The sequence below is a fragment of the Cupriavidus sp. KK10 genome (assembly GCF_018223725.1).
GTDB classification, from domain to species: Bacteria; Pseudomonadota; Gammaproteobacteria; order Burkholderiales; family Burkholderiaceae; genus Cupriavidus; species Cupriavidus necator.
Genome location: NZ_CP073677.1, coordinates 5,411,109 through 5,429,506, shown reverse-complemented (window position 1 = coordinate 5,429,506; position 18,398 = coordinate 5,411,109). Strand labels below are relative to the sequence as shown.

Here is an 18,398-nt window from a genome sequence, read left to right as displayed (position 1 = left end):
TGCTCAGGCGGCGCGCTGGCGCAGCACGTGGAACGCCAGCATGCCGCCCACCACGCCCCAGAACGCAGAGCCGACACCCGCCAGGGTCATGCCGGACGCCGTGATCATGAAGGTCAGCAGCGCGGCTTCGCGCTCAGCCGGAATTTGCATGGCCACGGTCAGGCCGTTGGCGATTGAGCCCATCAGCGCGAACGCGGTCACACCCACCACCAGCGCTTGCGGAAAGGCGGTAAACAGCGCCGCGATGCTGGCGGCCAGCGTGCCCGCGACCAGGTAGCCCACGCCGCAGACCACGGCCGCGGTATACCGGCGGTTGCGGTCGGGGTCGGCCTGCGGGCCGGTGCAGATGGCGGCGGTGATCGCCGCTAGGTTGACGCCGTGCGAGCCGAACGGCGCCAGCACGGCCGAGGTCAGGCCGGTGATCGAGATCAGGCGCGAGGCCGGCACGTGGTAGCCGTCGGCTTGCAGCACGGCCAGCCCGGGGATGTTCTGCGAGGCCAGCGCCACGATGAACAGCGGAACCGCCATGCTGACCAAGGCCGACAGCGAGAACGCCGGCGTGGTCCACACCGGCACCGCCAACGCCAGCCGCACGCCCGAGAAATCGAGCTGGCCGAGCACGCTGGCGATCACCGCTCCCGTCAGCAGCACCCCTGGCACCGCATAGGCCGGCCACAGCCGCCGCCCGAGCAGGTAGGCGGCGAACATCGCCAGCAGCAGCACGATCTGGTGCTGCGCCTGCACGAACACATCCACGCTGATGCGGAACAGGATGCCGGCCAGCAGGGCAGAGGCGATGCTGGCCGGCAGGGCGCGCATCAGCTTGTCGAACCAGCCGGTCATGCCGGCCGCGGCCATCATCAGCCCGGCCAGCAGGAAGGCGCCGATGGCTTCCGCGTAGGGCACGCCGGGCAGGCTGGCGATCAGCAGCGCGGCGCCGGGCGTGGACCAGGCCACCACGATCGGCACGCGCAGCGCCAGCGACAGGCCGATGGTGGTGATCCCCATGCCCATCGACAGCGCCCAGATCCAGGAGGAGATCTGGGCATCGGTCAGGTGGGCGGCGTGGCCGGCCTGGATCATCAGCACCAGCGAACTGGTATAGCCGGTGAGCGTGGCGACCAGCCCGGCGACGAGCGCAGACACGGACAGGTCGGACAATTTCAGTGAAGCGGTGGTCATGAGGTTGGCGGCAGGCCATTGGCACGGCCGACATCTTCGCATGAGTGCCTTGGCCGTACCAATTTGCCGCGGCGGCGTCCGGAAATCGCGGTTGACGGGGCTTTCCCTTACGGACTTTTCCGACTGGAGCGGGCAGGGGGGCGTTGTTATGCTGGTTTCGTGCCTTGCGAGCAGGGCACCGAGGAGAGACTCTTGGGCCCGCAGTGCGCGGGCCCTTCTTTTTTGGGGCCAGCCTTGGCCCGGCCCCGGTCGTCTACAATGCGGGCTGCCGTGCCACGCCAGCCCTGGCTGCCAGGCCGTCCCTCCTTTCTCTCGTCGTCTCGTCTTTCTCCCATGGCCCTGTTTTCCATTACCGACGCCCAGCTTGCCTTCGGGCACGTGGCCCTGCTCGATCACACCGACTTTTCGCTGGAGGCCGGCGAGCGCGTGGGTTTGATCGGGCGCAACGGCTCGGGCAAGTCCTCGCTGCTGAAGATCGTGGCGGGGCTGTCGGCGCCGGACGACGGGCTGATCGCGCGCCAGAGCGGCGTGACCAGCGCCTACGTGCCGCAGGAGCCGCAGTTCGAGGCGGGCATCACCGTGTTCGACGCCGTCTCCCAGGGCATGGGCGATGCGCACGACCTGCTGGTGCGCTACGAGGCCGCCGCCGACCGTGTGGCCGAGAGCCACGACGACGAAGCCGCGCTGGCCGAATTGCATCGGCTGCAGTCCGAGTTGGACGCCGCCGGCGCCTGGCAGTTGCGCACCCGCGTCGAAACTACGCTGGCACGGCTGGGGCTGGATTCGCACACGCGCGTCGAGGCACTGTCCGGCGGCCTGCAGAAACGCGTGGCGCTGGCGCAGGCGCTGGTGGCCGAGCCCGACATCCTGCTGCTGGATGAACCTACCAACCACCTCGACGTGGAAGCGATCCGCTGGCTGGAAGACCTGCTGCTGGGCTTTCGCGGCAGCGTGCTGCTGATCACTCACGACCGCGCCTTCCTCGACCGCGTGGCCACGCGCATCATCGAACTGGACCGCGGCCGGCTGGTGTCCTTCCCCGGCAACTTCGCCGCCTACCAGGCGCGCAAGGAAGAGATGCTGGCGGCCGAGCAGGTCGAGCAGGCCAAGTTCGACAAGCTGCTGGCGCAGGAGGAAGTGTGGATCCGCAAGGGGGTGGAGGCGCGCCGCACGCGCAGCGTGTCGCGCATCCAGCGGCTGGTGGCGATGCGCAACGAGCGCGCCGCGCGCCGTGAAGTCCAGGGTAACGTCAAGCTGGAGGTGTCACAGGCCGACCGCTCCGGCAAGATCGTGTCGGAGCTGACCGGCGTCAGCAAGGCCTATGGCGACAAGGTGGTGGTGCGCGACTTCACCGCCACCATCATGCGCGGCGACAAGGTCGGCCTGATCGGCCCCAACGGCGCCGGCAAGACCACGCTGCTGCGGCTGATCCTGGGCGAACTGGCGCCGGACAGCGGCACCGTGCGCAATGGCAGCAACCTGCAGGTAGCGTACTTCGACCAGATGCGCACCGCGCTGGACCTGGAGCGCTCGCTGGCCGACACCATCAGCCCGGGCAGCGACTGGGTCGAGGTCAACGGCCAGCGCAAGCATGTGATGAGCTACCTGGGCGACTTCCTGTTCGCGCCGGAACGTGCGCGCTCGCCGGTCAAGTCGCTGTCTGGCGGCGAGCGCAACCGGCTGCTGCTGGCGCGCCTGTTTGCGCGCCCGGCCAATGTGCTGGTGCTGGACGAGCCCACCAACGATCTTGATATTGACACGCTGGAACTGCTGGAAGAACTGCTGCAGGACTACAGCGGCACCGTGTTCCTGGTTTCGCACGACCGCGCATTCCTGGACAACGTGGTGACCTCGACCCTGGCCGCCGAGGGCGATGGCGTGTGGCGCGAGTCGGTGGGCGGATATTCCGACTGGGTCGAGCAGTCGGCCCGCAGCGCGGCGCTGCAGGCCGCGCGCAAGCCGGAGCAGAAGGCGGCGGAGCCGGTAAAGGGCAAGGACTCGCGCGAGGCGCGCGGCGCCAACCGGACCGTCAAGCTGTCGTACAAGGAACAGCGCGAGCTGGACGGCCTGCCGGAGCGCATTGCCGCGCTGGAAACGGAGCAGAAGGCGATCTCGGCGCAGCTGGAAGACGGTTCGCTCTATGTCAGCGATGCGCCCAAGGCCGTGCAGCTGGGCACCCGGCACGACGAGATCGAGATGGAACTGCTGGAAGCGCTGGAGCGCTGGGAAGTGCTGGAAGCGAAGTCGAAGGGCGAGGGCGTGTGAGCGCCTGGCTGCGTCACCCGCACCACGCCAACACCATATTGGTCAGATCGACCATAAAACCCGGCCGCAGGTAGCCCACGAACCCCAGCGCCAGCAGCCCGGCCAGCACCGCCAGCCCGGCTGCCTTCGCCACGCGGACGCGGGCCGCTGTCATCATGCCGCCGCCGGCTGCGCGCGCACCAGCGCCTGCTCGCGGATCGGCAGGTTCACCAGCGCGGCCACCACGCCCAGCGCGATCGAGATCAGCCACACCGTGTTGTAGCCGCCGGTGCGGTCATAGAGGTAGCCGCCCAGCCAGGCCCCCAGGAAGCTGCCGATCTGGTGCGAGAAGAACACCACGCCCGACAGCATTGACAGGTATTTCACGCCGAACACCTGGGCGATGATGCCGTTGGTCAGCGGCACCGTGGACAGCCACAGGAAGCCCATCAGCGCCGCGAACACCCAGGTGCTGGCCACCGTCAGCGGCAGCAGCAGGTAGCCGGCGATCACCACCGAGCGCGTCACATAGATGGCGGACAGCAGGTAGCGCTTGGGCAGGCGCTGGCCCAGCGCGCCGGCGGTATAGGTGCCGAATACATTGAACAGCCCGATCAGCGCCAGCGCCACGACGGCGACTTTCGGGTCGGTCAGGCCCTGGTCCTTCAGGTACGGCGCCAGGTGCACGCCGATAAACACCACCTGGAAGCCGCACACGAAGTAGCCCAGCGTCAGCAGCTGGAAGTTGCGGTTGCCGAAGGCTTCGTGCACGGCCTGGCCGATGGTCTGGTGGTGGCCGCCGGTGTGGGCCGCTTCGCGCGGCTCGCGCAGTGTCAGCGCCAGCGGCAGCATCACGCAGGCCATCAGCGCCATCACGTACAGCGCGTTCTGCCAGCCCAGGCCGGAGATCAGGCCCTGTTCTACCGGGATCATCAGGAACTGGCCGAACGAGCCCGCGGCGGCGGCGATGCCCATGGCCCAGACCCGCTTCTCGGGGCTGGCCACGCGGCCGATCACGCCGTAGACGATGCTGTAGGTGGTGCCGGACTGGGCGATGCCGATCATCACGCCGGCGCCGGTGGCAAAGGCGGTGCCGCTGGTGGCCAGTGCCATCACCACCAGCCCGGCCACGTACAGCGCCACGCCGACCAGCATGATGCGCAGCGCGCCGAACTTGTCGGCCAGCGCCCCGGCAAAGGGCTGGCTGGCGCCCCACATCAGGTTCTGCAGCGCCAGGGCAAAGGCGAAGGTCTCGCGGTTCCAGCCATGGGCCTGCGTGATCGGCAGGTTGAACAGGCCGAAGCCGTGCCGGATGCCCATTGAAAGCGTGACGAGCAGCCCACCGCACACGAGGACGGTGGTCAGGGAGAGTTGTCGGTTCTGCATGTCTTGGCTCGGTGTGCGGCAGTCCCGCCGGGTAGGGCGGCGCCGACAGGGATTGTGTGTGCTTGTTGTTGTCCGTGCCGGGACGGCAATCAGGCTTGCCGGGGCCGGGTGGTGGCGAGTTTACTCCGGCTCGGGAAAACGCGTACTGCGCCGCCCGCGAGGCCGGCCGGGTTGGGGCGCCCTGGCAAAAAGTGGCTGCGGCCCGGCAAAGCGGCGCCGGCGCGGGCTGGTAGGGCGAGCGCCTTTTTGGCGGGATTGCCGTCGCCCGCTTCCATTACAATGCAGTGCCCGGTGCCCCGGCGCGTGCACAGTTGTGCGCCTCGTGGCAGCCGGGACCATCACTTTCGTAGCGACTCCATGGCGAGCAAAACCAGTCAGTACAGCGAATCTTCCATCCGGGTCCTGAAGGGCCTGGAGCCGGTCAAGCAGCGTCCCGGCATGTACACCCGGACCGACAACCCCCTGCACATCGTGCAGGAGGTGATCGACAACGCCTCGGACGAGGCCCTCGGCGGCCACGGCTCCGAGATCCTGGTGACCCTGCATCGCGACGGCAGCCTCAGCGTGGAGGACGACGGCCGCGGCATCCCGGTGGGCATCCATCCGGAAGAAGGCGTGCCGGTGGTCGAGATCGTCTTCACCCGGCTGCACGCCGGCGGCAAGTTCGACAAGGGCAAGGGCGGCGCCTATGCCTTCTCGGGCGGCCTGCACGGCGTGGGCGTGTCGGTGACCAATGCCTTGTCGACGCAGATGGACGTGACCGTGTGGCGCGACAGCATGTGCTCGACGCTGACCTTCTCCGGCGGCGACGTGACCGTGCCGCTGGCCTCGCGCAAGATCGAGCGTGGCGAGAAGAAAAGCGGCACCCGCGTGCAGGTGTGGCCGGATGCCAAGTATTTCGACTCGGCCGCGATCCCGCTGGCCGAGCTGCAGCGCCTGCTGCGCAGCAAGGCCGTGCTGCTGCCGGGCGTCAAGGTCACGCTGGTGACCGAGAAGACCGGCGAGCGCCAGACCTGGCAATACGACCAGGGGCTGAAGGGCTACCTGGTCGAGGCGCTGGCGCAGGGCAGTGGCGCCGAGCTGGTGATCCCGATGTTCGAGGGCGAGCATTTCGCTGACCCCGACGCCAATCCCGGCGAAGAAGGCTTTGCCGACGGCGAAGGCGCCTCCTGGGTGGTGGCATGGACCGAAGACGGCGCGCCGGTGCGCGAGTCCTACGTCAACCTGATCCCCACGCCGGCCGGCGGCACGCATGAATCCGGCCTGCGCGAAGGCCTGTTCCAGGCGGTCAAGAGCTTTATCGAGATGCACGCGCTGCAGCCCAAGGGCGTCAAGCTGATGAGCGAAGACGTGTTTGCGCGCGCCTCGTTCGTGCTCTCGGCCAAGGTGCTGGATCCGCAGTTCCAGGGCCAGATCAAGGAGCGCCTGAACAGCCGCGACGCGGTGCGGCTCGTGTCCACCTTCAGCCGCCCGGCGCTGGAGCTGTGGCTGAACCACCATGTCGAGTACGGCAAGAAGCTGGCCGAGCTGGTGATCCGCCAGGCGCAGGCGCGCACGCGCGCCGCGCAGAAGGTCGAGAAGAAAAAGGGCTCCGGCGTGGCCGTGCTGCCCGGCAAGCTGACCGACTGCGAGTCCACCGACGTGACCCGCAACGAGCTGTTCCTGGTCGAGGGCGACTCCGCCGGCGGCTCGGCCAAGATGGGCCGCGACAAGGAGTTCCAGGCCATCCTGCCGCTGCGCGGCAAGGTGCTCAATACCTGGGAGACCGAGCGTGACCGCCTCTTTGCCAACAACGAAGTGCACGACATCGCGGTGGCGATCGGCGTGGACCCGCACGGCGCCAACGACGAGCCCGACCTGTCCAACCTGCGCTACGGCAAGATCTGCATCCTGTCCGACGCGGACGTGGACGGCGCGCATATCCAGGTGCTGCTGCTGACATTGTTCTTCCGGCACTTCCCCAAGCTGATCGATACCGGCAACGTCTGTGTGGCGCGTCCGCCGCTGTTCCGCGTCGACGCGCCCGCGCGTGGCAAGAAGCCGGCGCAGAAGCTGTACGCGCTGGACGAAGGCGAGCTGCTGGCGATCCAGGACAAGCTGCTCAAGGACGGCGTCAAGGAAAACTCGTGGCAGATTTCCCGCTTCAAGGGCCTGGGCGAAATGAGCGCCGAGCAGCTCTGGGAAACCACCATGAACCCCGACACGCGGCGCTTGCTGCCCGTGTCGCTGGGCGAATTCGACCTGCCGCAGACCGTCGAGATGATGAATATGCTGATGGGCAAGGGCGAGGCCGCGCAACGCCGCAGCTGGCTGGAAGAGAAGGGCAACGAGGTCGAGGCCGATATCTGAGGGAAGTGAGCGGCACCTGGACGGTAAGCGTCGGCCGGGGATTGGGTAGATAATCCCCAGTTTCCCTGGCCGTCATTCCCGATGGTCGCCAACTGACAGCAATCCGGAACGCACGATGACGAAGAGAACTCCCGGCAAACCATGGCGCAAGGCGGCGGCGGCCGTCGTGGCGCTGGCCGGGCTCGCCTTCGTGCCGGCGGCGCATGCCGAGCTGTGGGGCTTTATCGATGCCGACGGCGTGGCGCACTTTGCCGACCAGAAGCTCGATGCGCGCTACAAGCTGTTCATGAAGGACGGCGGCAAGCTGGATACCGGGCGCCTGGCGGCGCGGCAGTCGCAGGCGGCCGCTGGCGCGGACATCGACCTGGAGCAGCACAAGCTGTACCGCTACGTCGTCAACCATCCCAATATCAAGACCGTCGAGCCGCTGATCCACCAGATCGCCGGCAAGCAGGACGTCGACCCGGCGCTGGTCAAGGCGGTGATGGCGGTGGAGTCGGGTTTCAACCCGGGCGCGGTGTCGCCCAAGGGCGCGATCGGCCTGATGCAGGTGATCCCCGACACCGGCGCGCGCTTCGGCGTGAGCGCCGATGCGCGCCGCACCGTCGAGCAGAAGCTGGCCGATCCACGCACCAATATCACCGCGGGCGTGCGCTACCTGAGCTGGCTGATGCAGCTGTTCCCGAACAACCTGGAGCTGGTGCTGGCTGCCTATAACGCCGGCGAGGGCGCGGTGCAGCGCTACAACAACCGCATTCCGCCTTACCCGGAGACCCGGCAGTATGTCAGCACCGTGCTGCAGTTTTACCGGCTGTACCAGCCGCAGCAGGGCGCGGTGCTCAAGCGCGCCAGCGCCAGCGCGAACGGCCCGCGCGTGAAGATGGTCATCGGCGGGCGCCGCCCCATGCCCTGACCGGCATACCCGAACAACAAGCAACCCGGCGCGCCGGCAGTTCAACGTGGCGCGCCGAATTCTTGCCTACCCATGGAACAACAAGACATCACGTTTCAACCTGAAGAGCCGGCCGATTCGCTGACGCTGGCGCGCTACGCCGAGCGCGCCTACCTTGACTACGCCGTCAGCGTGGTCAAGGGCCGCGCGCTGCCCGAGGTGGCCGACGGCCAGAAGCCGGTGCAGCGGCGCATCCTGTTCTCGATGCACGAGATGGGCCTGCGCGCCGACGCCAAGCCGGTCAAGTCCGCGCGCGTGGTCGGCGACGTGCTGGGCAAGTTCCACCCGCACGGCGACCAGTCCGCCTATGACGCGCTGGTGCGCCTGGCGCAGGACTTCTCGCTGCGCTACCCGCTGATCGACGGCCAGGGCAACTTCGGCTCGCGCGATGGCGACGGCGCGGCGGCGATGCGCTACACCGAAGCGCGCCTGACGCCGATCTCGCGGCTGCTGCTCGATGAGATCGACGAAGGCACGGTCGATTTCGCCCCCAACTACGACGGCTCGATGCAGGAGCCCAAGCTGTTGCCGGCACGGTTGCCGTTTGTGCTGCTCAACGGCGCCTCGGGCATCGCGGTGGGCATGGCGACCGAGATCCCGCCGCACAACCTGCGTGAGGTCGCCGCGGCCACCGTGGCGATGATCCGCAATCCCAATATCACGCTGGCCGAGCTGCTGGCGCTGATGCCGGGGCCGGACTACCCGGGCGGCGGCCAGATCATCTCGCCGGCGTCCGATATCGCCCAGATCTACGAAGGCGGCCGCGGCAGCCTGAAGGTGCGCGCGCGCTGGACCATCGAGGAGATGGCGCGCGGCCAGTGGCAGCTGGTGGTGACCGAGCTGCCGCCGAGCACCTCGGCGCAGAAGGTGCTGGAAGAGATCGAGGAAATCACCAACCCCAAGATCAAGACCGGCAAGAAGGCGCTGACGCAGGACCAGCAGCAGCTCAAGGCCGCCATGCTGGCGGTGCTGGACGCGGTGCGCGACGAATCCGGCAAGGACGCGCCGGTGCGGCTGGTGTTCGAGCCCAAGAGCAAGAACATTGGCCAGCAGGAGTTCATCCAGACGCTGCTGGCGCATACCAGCCTGGAATCCGGCGCGCCGATCAACCTGGTCATGATCGGCACCGACGGGCGTCCGCGCCAGAAGGGCCTGCGCGAGATCCTGTCAGAGTGGATCGCGTTCCGCTTCAACACCGTCACGCGCCGCACGCGCCACCGCCTGGGCAAGGTCGAGGACCGCATCCATATCCTCGAAGGCCGGATGCTGGTGCTGCTCAATATCGACGAGGTGATCCGCATCATCCGCGAGAGCGACGAGCCCAAACCGGCGCTGATCGAGGTCTTCGGCCTGAGCGACCGCCAGGCCGAGGACATCCTGGAAATCCGGCTGCGCCAGCTGGCGCGCCTGGAAGCGATCCGCATCGAGAAGGAACTGAAGGAGCTGCGCGAGGAGCAGGCCGATCTGGACGTGCTGCTCAAGTCCGAAACCATGATGCGCCGCCGCATCATCAAGGAGATCGAGACCGACGCCAAGCAGTACAGCCCGGAAGACAAGGACCCGCGCCGCACCCTGATCCAGGAAGAACGCCGCGCCGCGGCCGAAGTGCGCGTGGTCGACGAACCGGTGACTGTGGTGATGTCGCAGAAGGGCTGGGTGCGCACGCGCCAGGGCCATGGCCACGATGCGCAGCAGTTCACCTTCAAGGCCGGCGATGCGCTCTATGGCACCTTCGAATGCCGCACCGTCGACGTGCTGCTGGCCTTCGGCACCAACGGCCGGGTCTATTCCGTGCCGGTCGCCAGCCTGCCTGGCGGGCGCGGCGACGGGGTGCCCATCACCACGCTGATCGAGCTGCAGTCCGGCAGCCAGGTCGCGCATACCTTCGCGGGCGCTGCCGAGCAGCGCATGCTGATTGCCACCGCGGGCGGCAATGGCTTCCAGACCAGGGTGGGCGACATGATCAGCCGGCAGAAGGGCGGCAAGTCGTTCCTGACGCTCGATGACGGCGACACGCCGCTGGTGCCGGCGCCGCTGGGCGACGAGGCAACGCATGCGGCCTGCCTGTCCGGCAACGGCCGCCTGCTGCTGGTGGCGCTCGATGAAGTGAAGGTGCTGTCCGCAGGCGGGCGCGGCGTGATCCTGATGGAGCTGGAGCCCAAGGAGAAGCTGCTGCAGGCAGTGGGCGCCGGCGCGCCGGGACTGATGCTCTCGGGCGCGGGGCGCGGCGGCAAGCCGACTTCGCAGAAGCTGGCAGGCGTGGCCTTGCAGGCCTACGTGGGCAAGCGCGCGCGCAAGGGCAAGTCCATCGAGGCCAAGCTCAAGGAGCCGCGCATCGATCCGGTACGCGTGGAGCCGCCGGCCGGCAACTGAGTTCCCTGTTGGTTTGCTCCCTATCCCGCTTGCGGGAGAGGGAGCAAACCGTTGGCAGGTGCTGCGCCTGCAATTCCCGACATAAGGGAATGTAGCCGGTCCGAAATAACAAGAATCAAACAGCGCTCGCTTCGTCCCGCATGTCCGTCCCCCCGCTTTCCGATCTCGCCCCCGCGCCCGGTCCGCGCAAACTCTTCATCGAGTTTGCCCGCATGGGCCTGTCCGGCTTCGGCGGCGTGCTGCCCTTCGTGCGGCGCGCGGTGGTCGACCGCAACCGCTGGCTGGACGACCGCGACTTCGTCGAGCTGCTCAGCCTGGGACAGGTGCTGCCCGGCCCCAATGTGATCAACCTGGCGCTGATGCTGGGTCTGCGTTTTGCCGGCTGGCGCGGCGCGCTGGCCGCGTTCAGCGGGCTGGTGATGGTGCCGATGGGGGTGGTGATGGGTTTGATGCTGCTGTACCAGCACTACCAGGACGTCGCCGCGGTGCGGCGCATGCTGACCGGCATGACGGCGGTGTCGGCCGGACTGATGCTGGCCACCGGCTTCCGGCTGGCGCAGAGCCTGTCGATGACCGTGCGCAATGTGCTGATCGGCGCTGTCGCCTTTGTCACCATCGGCCTGCTGCGCTGGCCACTGGTGCCGGTGATGGCCGTGCTGGTGCCGCTGGCGCTGGTGTGGGAGTGGTGCATCGGCAAGGGCGCGCAGGCATGAGTCCGGGCGAAATCCTGGGCAGCCTGCTGGCCCATTTCGGCGTGCTGTCGCTGCTGGCGATCGGTGGCGCCAGCACCACGCTGCCCGACATGCACCGCTATCTGGTGGAGGCCAATGGCTGGCTGACCGATGCGCAGTTCTCGGCGATGTACGCGATCTCGCAGGCGGCGCCGGGGCCGAACATCCTGTTCGTATCGCTGTTCGGCTGGCAGGTGGCGGGGCTGGCCGGAGCGCTGACATCCATGCTCGGCATCTGCGGGCCATCGAGCCTGATCGCCTTGTGTTTCGAGTATTTCTCCGGGCGCTCGCCGCACGCACGCTGGCCGGGGTTGATCCGGCGCGCTCTGGCGGCGCTGACCATCGGCCTGATGTTCGCGTCGGGCTGGGTGCTGGCGCGCAGCGTCGACCTGCACTGGGCGGCGATGCTGGTCACCGCCGGCACGGTGCTGCTGATGCTGAAGACGCGGGTGCATCCGCTGGTGCTGGTGGCGCTCGGCGGCGCGGCCGGCCTGCTGGGGCTGGTCTAGCCCCGCCGTCCGGTCAGTCGACGCCGACAAAGCCCCCGGTCTGGTGCGCCCACAGCCGCGCATACAGCCCGCCGTGCGCCAGCAGTTGCGCGTGCGTGCCACTCTCGACGATATGCCCGTTGTCCAGCACCACCAGGCGGTCCATGCGCGCGATCGTCGACAGCCGGTGCGCGATGGCGATCACCGTCTTGCCCTGCATCAGCGTTTCCAGGCTCTCCTGGATCGCCGCTTCCACTTCCGAATCCAGGGCCGAGGTGGCTTCGTCCAGGATCAGGATCGGCGCATTCTTGAGCAGCACGCGCGCGATGGCAATGCGCTGGCGCTGCCCGCCTGACAATTTCACGCCGCGCTCGCCGACCTGCGCCTCCAGCCCGGTATTGCCGTGGGCGTCGACCAGGTGCGGGGTGAATTCGTCGGCGCGGGCGCGGTGCAGGGCTTCGGCCAGTTCAGTTTCGGTGCTGGCGGGCTTGCCGTAGCGCAGGTTGTCGCGGATCGACCGGTGCAGCAGCGAGGTGTCCTGCGTGACCATGCCGATCTGTGCGCGCAGGCTTTCCTGCGTGACCGCGGCGATGTCTTGGCCGTCGATCAGGATGCGGCCGCGCTCGACGTCGTAGAGACGCAGCAGCAGGTTGACCAGCGTCGACTTGCCAGCGCCGGAAGGACCGACCAGCCCGATCTTCTCGCCAGGGCGCACCGTCAGGTCTACGCCTTCGATGACGCCTGAGCCCTTGCCGTAGTGGAATCCCACCTGCTCGAAGCGGACCTCGCCATGGGTGACGCGCAACGGCTTTGCGTCGGCGCGGTCGGTGACCACGCGCGGCACGGCAATCGTCTTCATGCCGTCCTGCACCTGCCCGACGTTCTCGAAGATGCCGTTGACCACCCACATGATCCAGCCCGACATATTGTTGATGCGGATCACCAGCCCGGTGGTGAGCGCAATCGCGCCGGTGGTGACATGGCCCTCGCTCCACAGCCACAGCGCCAGCCCGGTGGTGCCGGCGATCAGCGCGCCGTTCATGGCGGTGATGGTGATGTCCATGCCGCTGATCATGCGTCCGGCCAGGCGCACCTTGTCGGTCTGGTCGGCCATGGCGTCGCGCGCATAGTCTTCCTCGTGCCGGGTATGGGCGAACAGCTTGAGCGTGGTGATATTGGTGTAGCCGTCGACGATGCGCCCCATCAGCCGCGAGCGCGATTCCGTGGCCACCACCGAGCGCTGCTTCACGCGCGGCACGAAATGGAGCAGGGCAGCCACGTAGCAGACGATCCACAGCAGCAGCGGGATCATCAGCCGCCAGTCGGCCTGCGCGAACAGCACCAGCGAGCTGACCGCATAGATCACCACGTGCCAGATCGCGTCCACCGCCTGCACGGCCGAGTCGCGCAGCGAGAAGCCGGTCTGCATGATGCGCTGCGCGATGCGCCCGGCAAAGTCGTTCTGGAAGAACGACAGGCTCTGCTTGAGCACGTAGCGGTGATTCTGCCAGCGGATCATGTTGGCCAGGCCGGGGTTGATGACCTGGTGCACCAGCACGTCGTGCAGGCCGAAGAAGATCGGGCGCAGCAGCAGCGCCACCGCCGCCATCCACAGCAGTTCATTGCGATGCCGGCTGAAGAACTCCGCGCCGGGCGTGGTCTGGGCCATGTCGACCAGCCGGCCGAGGAAGCTGAACAGTGCCACCTCGATCAGCGCGCCGACAAGGCCCACCAGCAACAGCAGCGCGAACACGCCCCAGACTTCGCGCAGGTACCAGGCATAAAAGCGCCAGACCTGGCCGGGTGGCTCGTGGTCGGGCATGCCCCGGAAGGGGTCGATCAGTCTTTCCAGGCGACGCAACATGGTAGGTTTCCCGTTGTGCCCGGCGCGCCCCGGCGTCTTCGTGGGAGGTGGGGGCGCGCGTGCGGCGGATCAGACACAACATGATACGCGCCTTGCACAATGGAAAAGCCCCGCCAGGGCTGGAACCGCCAGGGGTGGGGCCTTGTCTGAACCGCAGTGCGGAAACTGCTGAACGGTCAGGGGTGATGGATCACCATATGCGTGAACGGCGGCACGTAGGCCTGCAGCGTCACGAACAGGCCCACCAGGATCGCCAGCACGATCGAGTGGAAGAACACATAGCGCAGGATGTCGCCCTCGTGGCCGTACCACTTGGTGGCGGTCGACGCCACCACGATGGACTGCGCATCGATCATCTTGCCCATCACGCCGCCCGAGCTGTTGGCCGAGGCCATCAGCACCGGCGACAGGCCCAGCTGCTCCGCCGTGGTCTTCTGCAGGCCGCCGAACAGCACGTTCGAGGCCGTGTCCGAACCGGTCAGTGCCACGCCCAACCAGCCCAGCATGGTGCCGAACAGCGGATAGAACACGCCGGTGTGGGCGAAGGCCAGGCCCAGCGTGGCATCCAGGCCCGAGTAGCGGGTCAGGTAGCCGATGCCGAACATCGCGCAGATGGTCAGGAGCGAGTAGCGCACCAGCTTGATGGTTTCCCAGTACTCCTTGAACAGGCGCGGCACCGAGTAGCCCATCAGCAGGCCGCCGGCGATGGCGGAGACAAAGATGCCGGTGCCGGCCATCGACAGCACGTTGAAGTTGAAGACCGCGCCTTCGATGACGTCCTTGGGCACGACCGGCGGTACCTTGACGACAGCCTTGTCCAGCCCCGGGATCGGGAATTTCCACGCCCACAGGCTATCCATCAGCTTCTTGAACTCGGGCACGCCCCAGACGAAGACGAACACCGTCAGGATCACCCACGGCATCCAGGCCTTGGCCACCGAGATGCCGACCGAGGCGGCGCTGGCGCGCGCATCGGCTTCGAGCGCTTCGGGATGGTCGACCTTGGAGTCGTCGTGGCGGCCCAGGATCCTGGTCGAGGTCCAGATCTCCTTCGGATGCCAGACCTTCAGGAACAGCGTCAGCGAGCCCATCGACACCAGCGCGGCGATTACGTCCACCAGCCACGGGCCGTGGAAGTTCGACACCAGGAACTGCGGGATCGCAAAGCTCACGCCCGCCACCAGGATCGCCGGCCAGATCGCCAGCATGCCGCGGAAGCCGGCAAAGGCCCAGATCAGCCAGAACGGCACGATCACCGAGAAGAACGGCAGCTGGCGGCCGATCATGGCCGACAGGTCGAGCAGGTCCAGCCCGGTCACCGACGCCAGGCCGATGATCGGGGCGCCCAGCGCGCCATAGGCCACCGGCGCGGTGTTGGCGATCAGCGCCAGGCCCGAGGCGGCCAGCGGCGAGAAGCCCAGGCCGATCAGGATGGCGCCGGTCACGGCCACCGGCGTGCCGAAGCCAGCCGCGCCCTCGAAGAAGGCGCCGAAGCTGAACGCCACCAGCAGCAGTTGCAGGCGGCGGTCCTCGGTGATGCCGGAGATCGAGTTCTGCAAGACCTTGAAGGATCCATTCAGGGTTGTCAGCCGATGCAGGAAGATGATGTTCAGCACGATCCAGCCGATCGGGAACAGCCCGGACACGATGCCCAGCCCCGCCGCCTTGCCGGCCATCGCCGCCGGCATGCCGAACACCGTCGAGGCGACCACCATGCCGATCAGCAACGCCAGCCCGGCCGCCAAGTGGGCCTGCATATGAAAGAACGCCAGCGCTGCCAGCAGCACGGCGACGGGAATCCCCGCGGCAATGGTCGACAGCGCCATATTGCCTAGCGGGTCATAGACTTGACTCCACACGATCGATGTCCTCCTCAGGTTGGCTCAGGCGCCGGGACGATCTGCGTGCCCTCGGCGCCGTGCATGCGCTTTGCACCGGCGAGCGGCATCCGCCGCGCGCGGGAAAGAACCAGCGATTGTAGGAACGGGTTCCGTGATCGCTGCCGTACATTGCGTCACGCCTGGCATGAGCCACATTCAGGGATCAGGGTTTCCCTGGGGGGCATTGCGGCGCACGTGGTGCCTTCCAGGCACACCGGCCAGAGTACTCTAAACGGCGCCTGTTGCAAAAGTCTGCGTGCCTGCCACCGGCTCGCATGACTGGCCCGGCAGCCATGCCGGCACTGGCGCAAGCGCCGGCAGTCGGCGCATACTGGCGGGCGTCATGCCGCGGGTGCGCTGCCCGCATCCAACCATTGAATGAGGCTGCCCATGACCGAGTTCTTTCCCCCTTGGCCTTTGCTCACCGCATTCGTGCTCGCCAGCCTGGCGCTGGCCATCACGCCCGGCCCGGCCGTGGTCTATATCGTCACGCGCACGCTGGCGCAGGGCCGGCGGGCCGGGCTGGCCTCGATCGGCGCGGTGGCGCTGGGCAACCTGGGCAACGCCATCGGCGCCTCGCTGGGCCTGGCGATGCTGTTCTCGGTGTCGGCGCTGGCGTTTTCGGTGGTCAAGTACGCGGGAGCGGCCTACCTGATCTGGCTGGGCATCCGCGCGCTGCGCGGGGGTGGGGCGGCCGCGAACGGCGACACCCCGGAGGTGGCGCCACGCAGCCTGCGCCAGGTGGTGCGCGACGGCTTCGTGGTGGCGTTGCTCAACCCCAAGACCGCGATCTTCTTTGCCGCCTTCCTGCCGCAGTTCATGAACCCGGCGGGCTCGGCGCTGACGCAGAGCCTGGCGCTGGGCGTGGCCTTCGTGCTGATTGCCGCGACCACCGATGCCTGCTATGTGATGGCCGCCGCCGCGGTGATGCCGGCACTGCGCCGCGCCGGCAGGGCGCGCGCGTTCGGCCGCTACCTGACCGGCGCGGCGTTTATCGGGCTGGGGGTATTTACCGCGGCATCGGGCTCGCGCGCCGTGAAGTAAGGCCGGACCGCAGGAAAGAAAAAACTGCCGCGGCTCAGCGCAGCGGCAGTTCCAGGATGCCGTCCGCGGCGGGGCGGGCGCGCATCGCGCTCAACCAGCGCTCCAGGTCGGGGCGCGGCTGGTGCTTGAGCGGCAGCCCCATCCAGCGGTGCGCGGCGCAGGCCAGCGAGATGTCGGCCATGGTGAAGCGGTCGCCGCCGATGAACTCGCGCCCGGCCAGCGCCTTGTCCAGCAACGCCGCCAGCGGCTCGGTGCGCTCGCACGATGCCTTGATGGCGGCCTCGTCGCGCTCCGCTTCTGGCTTGCGCACCAGGTTCAGGAACGCCGTCACCATGGCCGGGCTGAAGGCGGTGGTCTGCCAGTCCATCCAGCGGTCGGCCGAGGCGCGTGCCTTGACGTCCTCGGGCCACAGTGTGCCTTCGCCGTAGCGCGCGCACAGGTACCGCACGATCGCATTGGATTCCCACAGCACGAAGGGCTCGCCGCCGACATCGGTGCCGCGGAAATCCTCGATCACGGGGATCTGGCGGTTCGGGTTCAGGCGCACATAGGCCTCGGTGTCGAGGTCGCCCTTGGTCACGCCGATATCCACGCGCTCATGGTCCAGGTGCAGCTCGCGCGCGCACCAGACCACTTTCTGCACGTTGATGGAGGAGAGTCGGCCCCAGATACGCAACATGTCGGCTCCTGTGGTGATGCGCGCCCGGGCTTCAGGCCGCGCGCGGTTGCTTGGCGGCGGCCGCGGCGATGGCTTCGCGGAACAGCTCACCAAGGATCGCCACGCCCTGCTCGATGCGCTCGGCCGACACCGTGACAAAGGCCAGGCGCAGCGCGTTGCGCTTCGGGTTGCTGGCGTAGAACGGCGCGCCCGGCACATAGGCCACGTTGCGCTTCACGGCTTCTTCCAGGATCACCATGCTGTCCAGGCCCTCGGGCAGCTCCATCCAGATGAACATGCCGCCTTCGGGCGCGTTCCAGGTCACGCCCTCGGGCATATGGCGCTTGAGCGCGTCCAGCATGTACTGGCACTGCTTGCCGTAGAGCTCGCGGATGGTCGGGATATGCGTGTCGAGCAGGCCGTCGCGGATGGTCTCGTAGGCCACGCGCTGGGTGAAGGTCGGCGTGTGCAGGTCAGACGCCTGCTTGGCCTGGCACAGCTTGAAGTGCAGCTCGGGCGGGGCGATCACGTAGCCCAGGCGCATGCCGGGGGCCAGGATCTTCGAGAACGAGCCCATGTAGATCACGCCGTCCGGGTTCATCGACAGCAGGCTGGGCAGCTGGTCGCCGGTGTAGCTGAGCGCGCCGTAGGGATCGTCCTCGACCAGCAGCACGCCCTGTTCCTTTGCGCGGGCCACCAGCGCCTCGCGGCGCTCCAGCGGCAGGCGGCGCCCGGTCGGGTTCTGGAAGTTGGGCAGGGCGTACAGGAAGCGCGCGCCGGCGGTCAGCTCGGGCGTCAGCGCCTCGGGCAGGAGGCCCTTGTCGTCGCTCGGGATCGAGACGAACTCAGGTTCGAACAGCGAGAACGCCTGCAGTGCGCCGAGGTAGCTGGGGGTTTCCACCAGCACCTTGCTGCCCGGGTCGATCATCACCTTGGCGATCAGGTCCAGTGCCTGCTGCGAGCCGGTGGTGATCAGCACGCGCTCGACCGGCGCGCCATGGCGCCTGGCGACGAACTCGCGCAGCGGCAGGTAGCCTTCGGTCGCGGCGTATTGCAGCGCCGCCTGCGGGTTGTCGGCGAATACGCGGGCCGTCGCTGCCTCCATGGCCGCTACCGGGAACGAGGCCGGCGACGGCAGGCCGCCGGCGAACGAAATGACTTCCGGACGCTCGGTGACCTTCAGGATTTCGCGGATGGCCGAGCTGGTCAGTTGCTGTGCCCGGCGGGAGATGGCCCATTTCATGATG

General features: G+C 67.8%; 14 protein-coding genes. 7 read left to right on the top strand and 7 right to left on the bottom strand.

The window, feature by feature from the left end; all coding sequences use genetic code 11:
- Positions 1-3: 3 nt before the first annotated feature.
- Positions 4-1,182, bottom strand: a complete 1,179-nt coding sequence (locus KB879_RS25295; protein ID WP_211980003.1) for a benzoate/H(+) symporter BenE family transporter — start codon at positions 1,180-1,182, stop codon at positions 4-6.
- A gap of 333 nt (positions 1,183-1,515) precedes the next feature.
- On the opposite strand from KB879_RS25295, the gene KB879_RS25290 reads away from it, so the two are divergent.
- Positions 1,516-3,447 (top strand): ATP-binding cassette domain-containing protein, encoded by a 1,932-nt coding sequence (locus tag KB879_RS25290; protein WP_211980002.1) that lies wholly within the window; start codon positions 1,516-1,518, stop codon positions 3,445-3,447.
- 13 nt (positions 3,448-3,460) lie between these two features.
- On the opposite strand, the gene KB879_RS25285 is transcribed toward KB879_RS25290, so the two are convergent.
- Together KB879_RS25285 and KB879_RS25280 are read right to left on the bottom strand one after the other, a co-directional pair.
- Positions 3,461-3,604, bottom strand: coding sequence for a hypothetical protein (locus KB879_RS25285; RefSeq protein WP_153953659.1), 144 nt, complete (start codon positions 3,602-3,604; stop codon positions 3,461-3,463).
- On the bottom strand, positions 3,601-4,812 hold the full coding sequence (locus KB879_RS25280; RefSeq protein ID WP_013957467.1) for an MFS transporter: 1,212 nt from the start codon (positions 4,810-4,812) through the stop codon (positions 3,601-3,603). The genes KB879_RS25285 and KB879_RS25280 overlap by 4 nt, the downstream gene beginning before the upstream one ends.
- 357 nt (positions 4,813-5,169) lie before the next feature.
- Between KB879_RS25280 and KB879_RS25275 the strand changes: the two genes are divergently transcribed.
- The 5 genes from KB879_RS25275 (at position 5,170) to KB879_RS25255 (ending at position 11,726) form a co-directional block, all read left to right on the top strand.
- Positions 5,170-7,161 (top strand): DNA topoisomerase IV subunit B, encoded by a 1,992-nt coding sequence (locus KB879_RS25275; RefSeq protein ID WP_013957466.1) that lies wholly within the window; start codon positions 5,170-5,172, stop codon positions 7,159-7,161.
- Positions 7,162-7,276: 115 nt separating this feature from the next.
- Complete coding sequence (locus KB879_RS25270) at positions 7,277-8,074, top strand: lytic transglycosylase domain-containing protein (protein WP_211980001.1); 798 nt, start codon at positions 7,277-7,279, stop codon at positions 8,072-8,074.
- A 72-nt stretch (positions 8,075-8,146) separates the two neighbouring features.
- Entirely contained in the window at positions 8,147-10,486 is a 2,340-nt protein-coding gene (parC, locus tag KB879_RS25265; protein WP_211980000.1) for a DNA topoisomerase IV subunit A, read from the top strand.
- Between the two features lie 140 nt (positions 10,487-10,626).
- Positions 10,627-11,199 (top strand): chromate transporter, encoded by a 573-nt coding sequence (locus tag KB879_RS25260; RefSeq protein WP_013957463.1) that lies wholly within the window; start codon positions 10,627-10,629, stop codon positions 11,197-11,199.
- Positions 11,196-11,726: a chromate transporter gene (locus KB879_RS25255; protein WP_211979999.1), complete on the top strand. Its 531-nt coding sequence runs from the start codon at positions 11,196-11,198 to the stop codon at positions 11,724-11,726. The genes KB879_RS25260 and KB879_RS25255 overlap by 4 nt, the downstream gene beginning before the upstream one ends.
- Positions 11,727-11,739: 13 nt before the next feature.
- On the opposite strand, the gene KB879_RS25250 is transcribed toward KB879_RS25255, so the two are convergent.
- Positions 11,740-13,569, bottom strand: coding sequence for an ABC transporter ATP-binding protein (locus KB879_RS25250; protein ID WP_211979998.1), 1,830 nt, complete (start codon positions 13,567-13,569; stop codon positions 11,740-11,742).
- A gap of 176 nt (positions 13,570-13,745) precedes the next feature.
- Positions 13,746-15,428: an L-lactate permease gene (locus KB879_RS25245; protein ID WP_013957460.1), complete on the bottom strand. Its 1,683-nt coding sequence runs from the start codon at positions 15,426-15,428 to the stop codon at positions 13,746-13,748.
- A gap of 411 nt (positions 15,429-15,839) precedes the next feature.
- Between KB879_RS25245 and KB879_RS25240 the strand changes: the two genes are divergently transcribed.
- Positions 15,840-16,493 (top strand): LysE family translocator, encoded by a 654-nt coding sequence (locus KB879_RS25240; RefSeq protein ID WP_013957459.1) that lies wholly within the window; start codon positions 15,840-15,842, stop codon positions 16,491-16,493.
- Positions 16,494-16,527: 34 nt separating this feature from the next.
- Here KB879_RS25240 and KB879_RS25235 read toward each other — a convergent pair whose 3' ends face one another.
- On the bottom strand, positions 16,528-17,172 hold the full coding sequence (locus KB879_RS25235; protein WP_211979997.1) for a glutathione S-transferase family protein: 645 nt from the start codon (positions 17,170-17,172) through the stop codon (positions 16,528-16,530).
- A gap of 31 nt (positions 17,173-17,203) precedes the next feature.
- Positions 17,204-18,394, bottom strand: coding sequence for a PLP-dependent aminotransferase family protein (locus tag KB879_RS25230; protein WP_013957457.1), 1,191 nt, complete (start codon positions 18,392-18,394; stop codon positions 17,204-17,206).
- Positions 18,395-18,398 lie beyond the last annotated feature (4 nt).

Coding starts and splice junctions, on each gene's coding strand:
- KB879_RS25295 (WP_211980003.1), bottom strand. CDS start 1,182: ATGACCACCGCTTCACTGAAATTGTCCGACCTGTCCGTGTCTGCGCTC.
- KB879_RS25290 (WP_211980002.1), top strand. CDS start 1,516: ATGGCCCTGTTTTCCATTACCGACGCCCAGCTTGCCTTCGGGCACGTG.
- KB879_RS25285 (WP_153953659.1), bottom strand. CDS start 3,604: ATGATGACAGCGGCCCGCGTCCGCGTGGCGAAGGCAGCCGGGCTGGCG.
- KB879_RS25280 (WP_013957467.1), bottom strand. CDS start 4,812: ATGCAGAACCGACAACTCTCCCTGACCACCGTCCTCGTGTGCGGTGGG.
- KB879_RS25275 (WP_013957466.1), top strand. CDS start 5,170: ATGGCGAGCAAAACCAGTCAGTACAGCGAATCTTCCATCCGGGTCCTG.
- KB879_RS25270 (WP_211980001.1), top strand. CDS start 7,277: ATGACGAAGAGAACTCCCGGCAAACCATGGCGCAAGGCGGCGGCGGCC.
- parC (WP_211980000.1), top strand. CDS start 8,147: ATGGAACAACAAGACATCACGTTTCAACCTGAAGAGCCGGCCGATTCG.
- KB879_RS25260 (WP_013957463.1), top strand. CDS start 10,627: ATGTCCGTCCCCCCGCTTTCCGATCTCGCCCCCGCGCCCGGTCCGCGC.
- KB879_RS25255 (WP_211979999.1), top strand. CDS start 11,196: ATGAGTCCGGGCGAAATCCTGGGCAGCCTGCTGGCCCATTTCGGCGTG.
- KB879_RS25250 (WP_211979998.1), bottom strand. CDS start 13,569: ATGTTGCGTCGCCTGGAAAGACTGATCGACCCCTTCCGGGGCATGCCC.
- KB879_RS25240 (WP_013957459.1), top strand. CDS start 15,840: ATGACCGAGTTCTTTCCCCCTTGGCCTTTGCTCACCGCATTCGTGCTC.
- KB879_RS25235 (WP_211979997.1), bottom strand. CDS start 17,172: ATGTTGCGTATCTGGGGCCGACTCTCCTCCATCAACGTGCAGAAAGTG.
- KB879_RS25230 (WP_013957457.1), bottom strand. CDS start 18,394: ATGAAATGGGCCATCTCCCGCCGGGCACAGCAACTGACCAGCTCGGCC.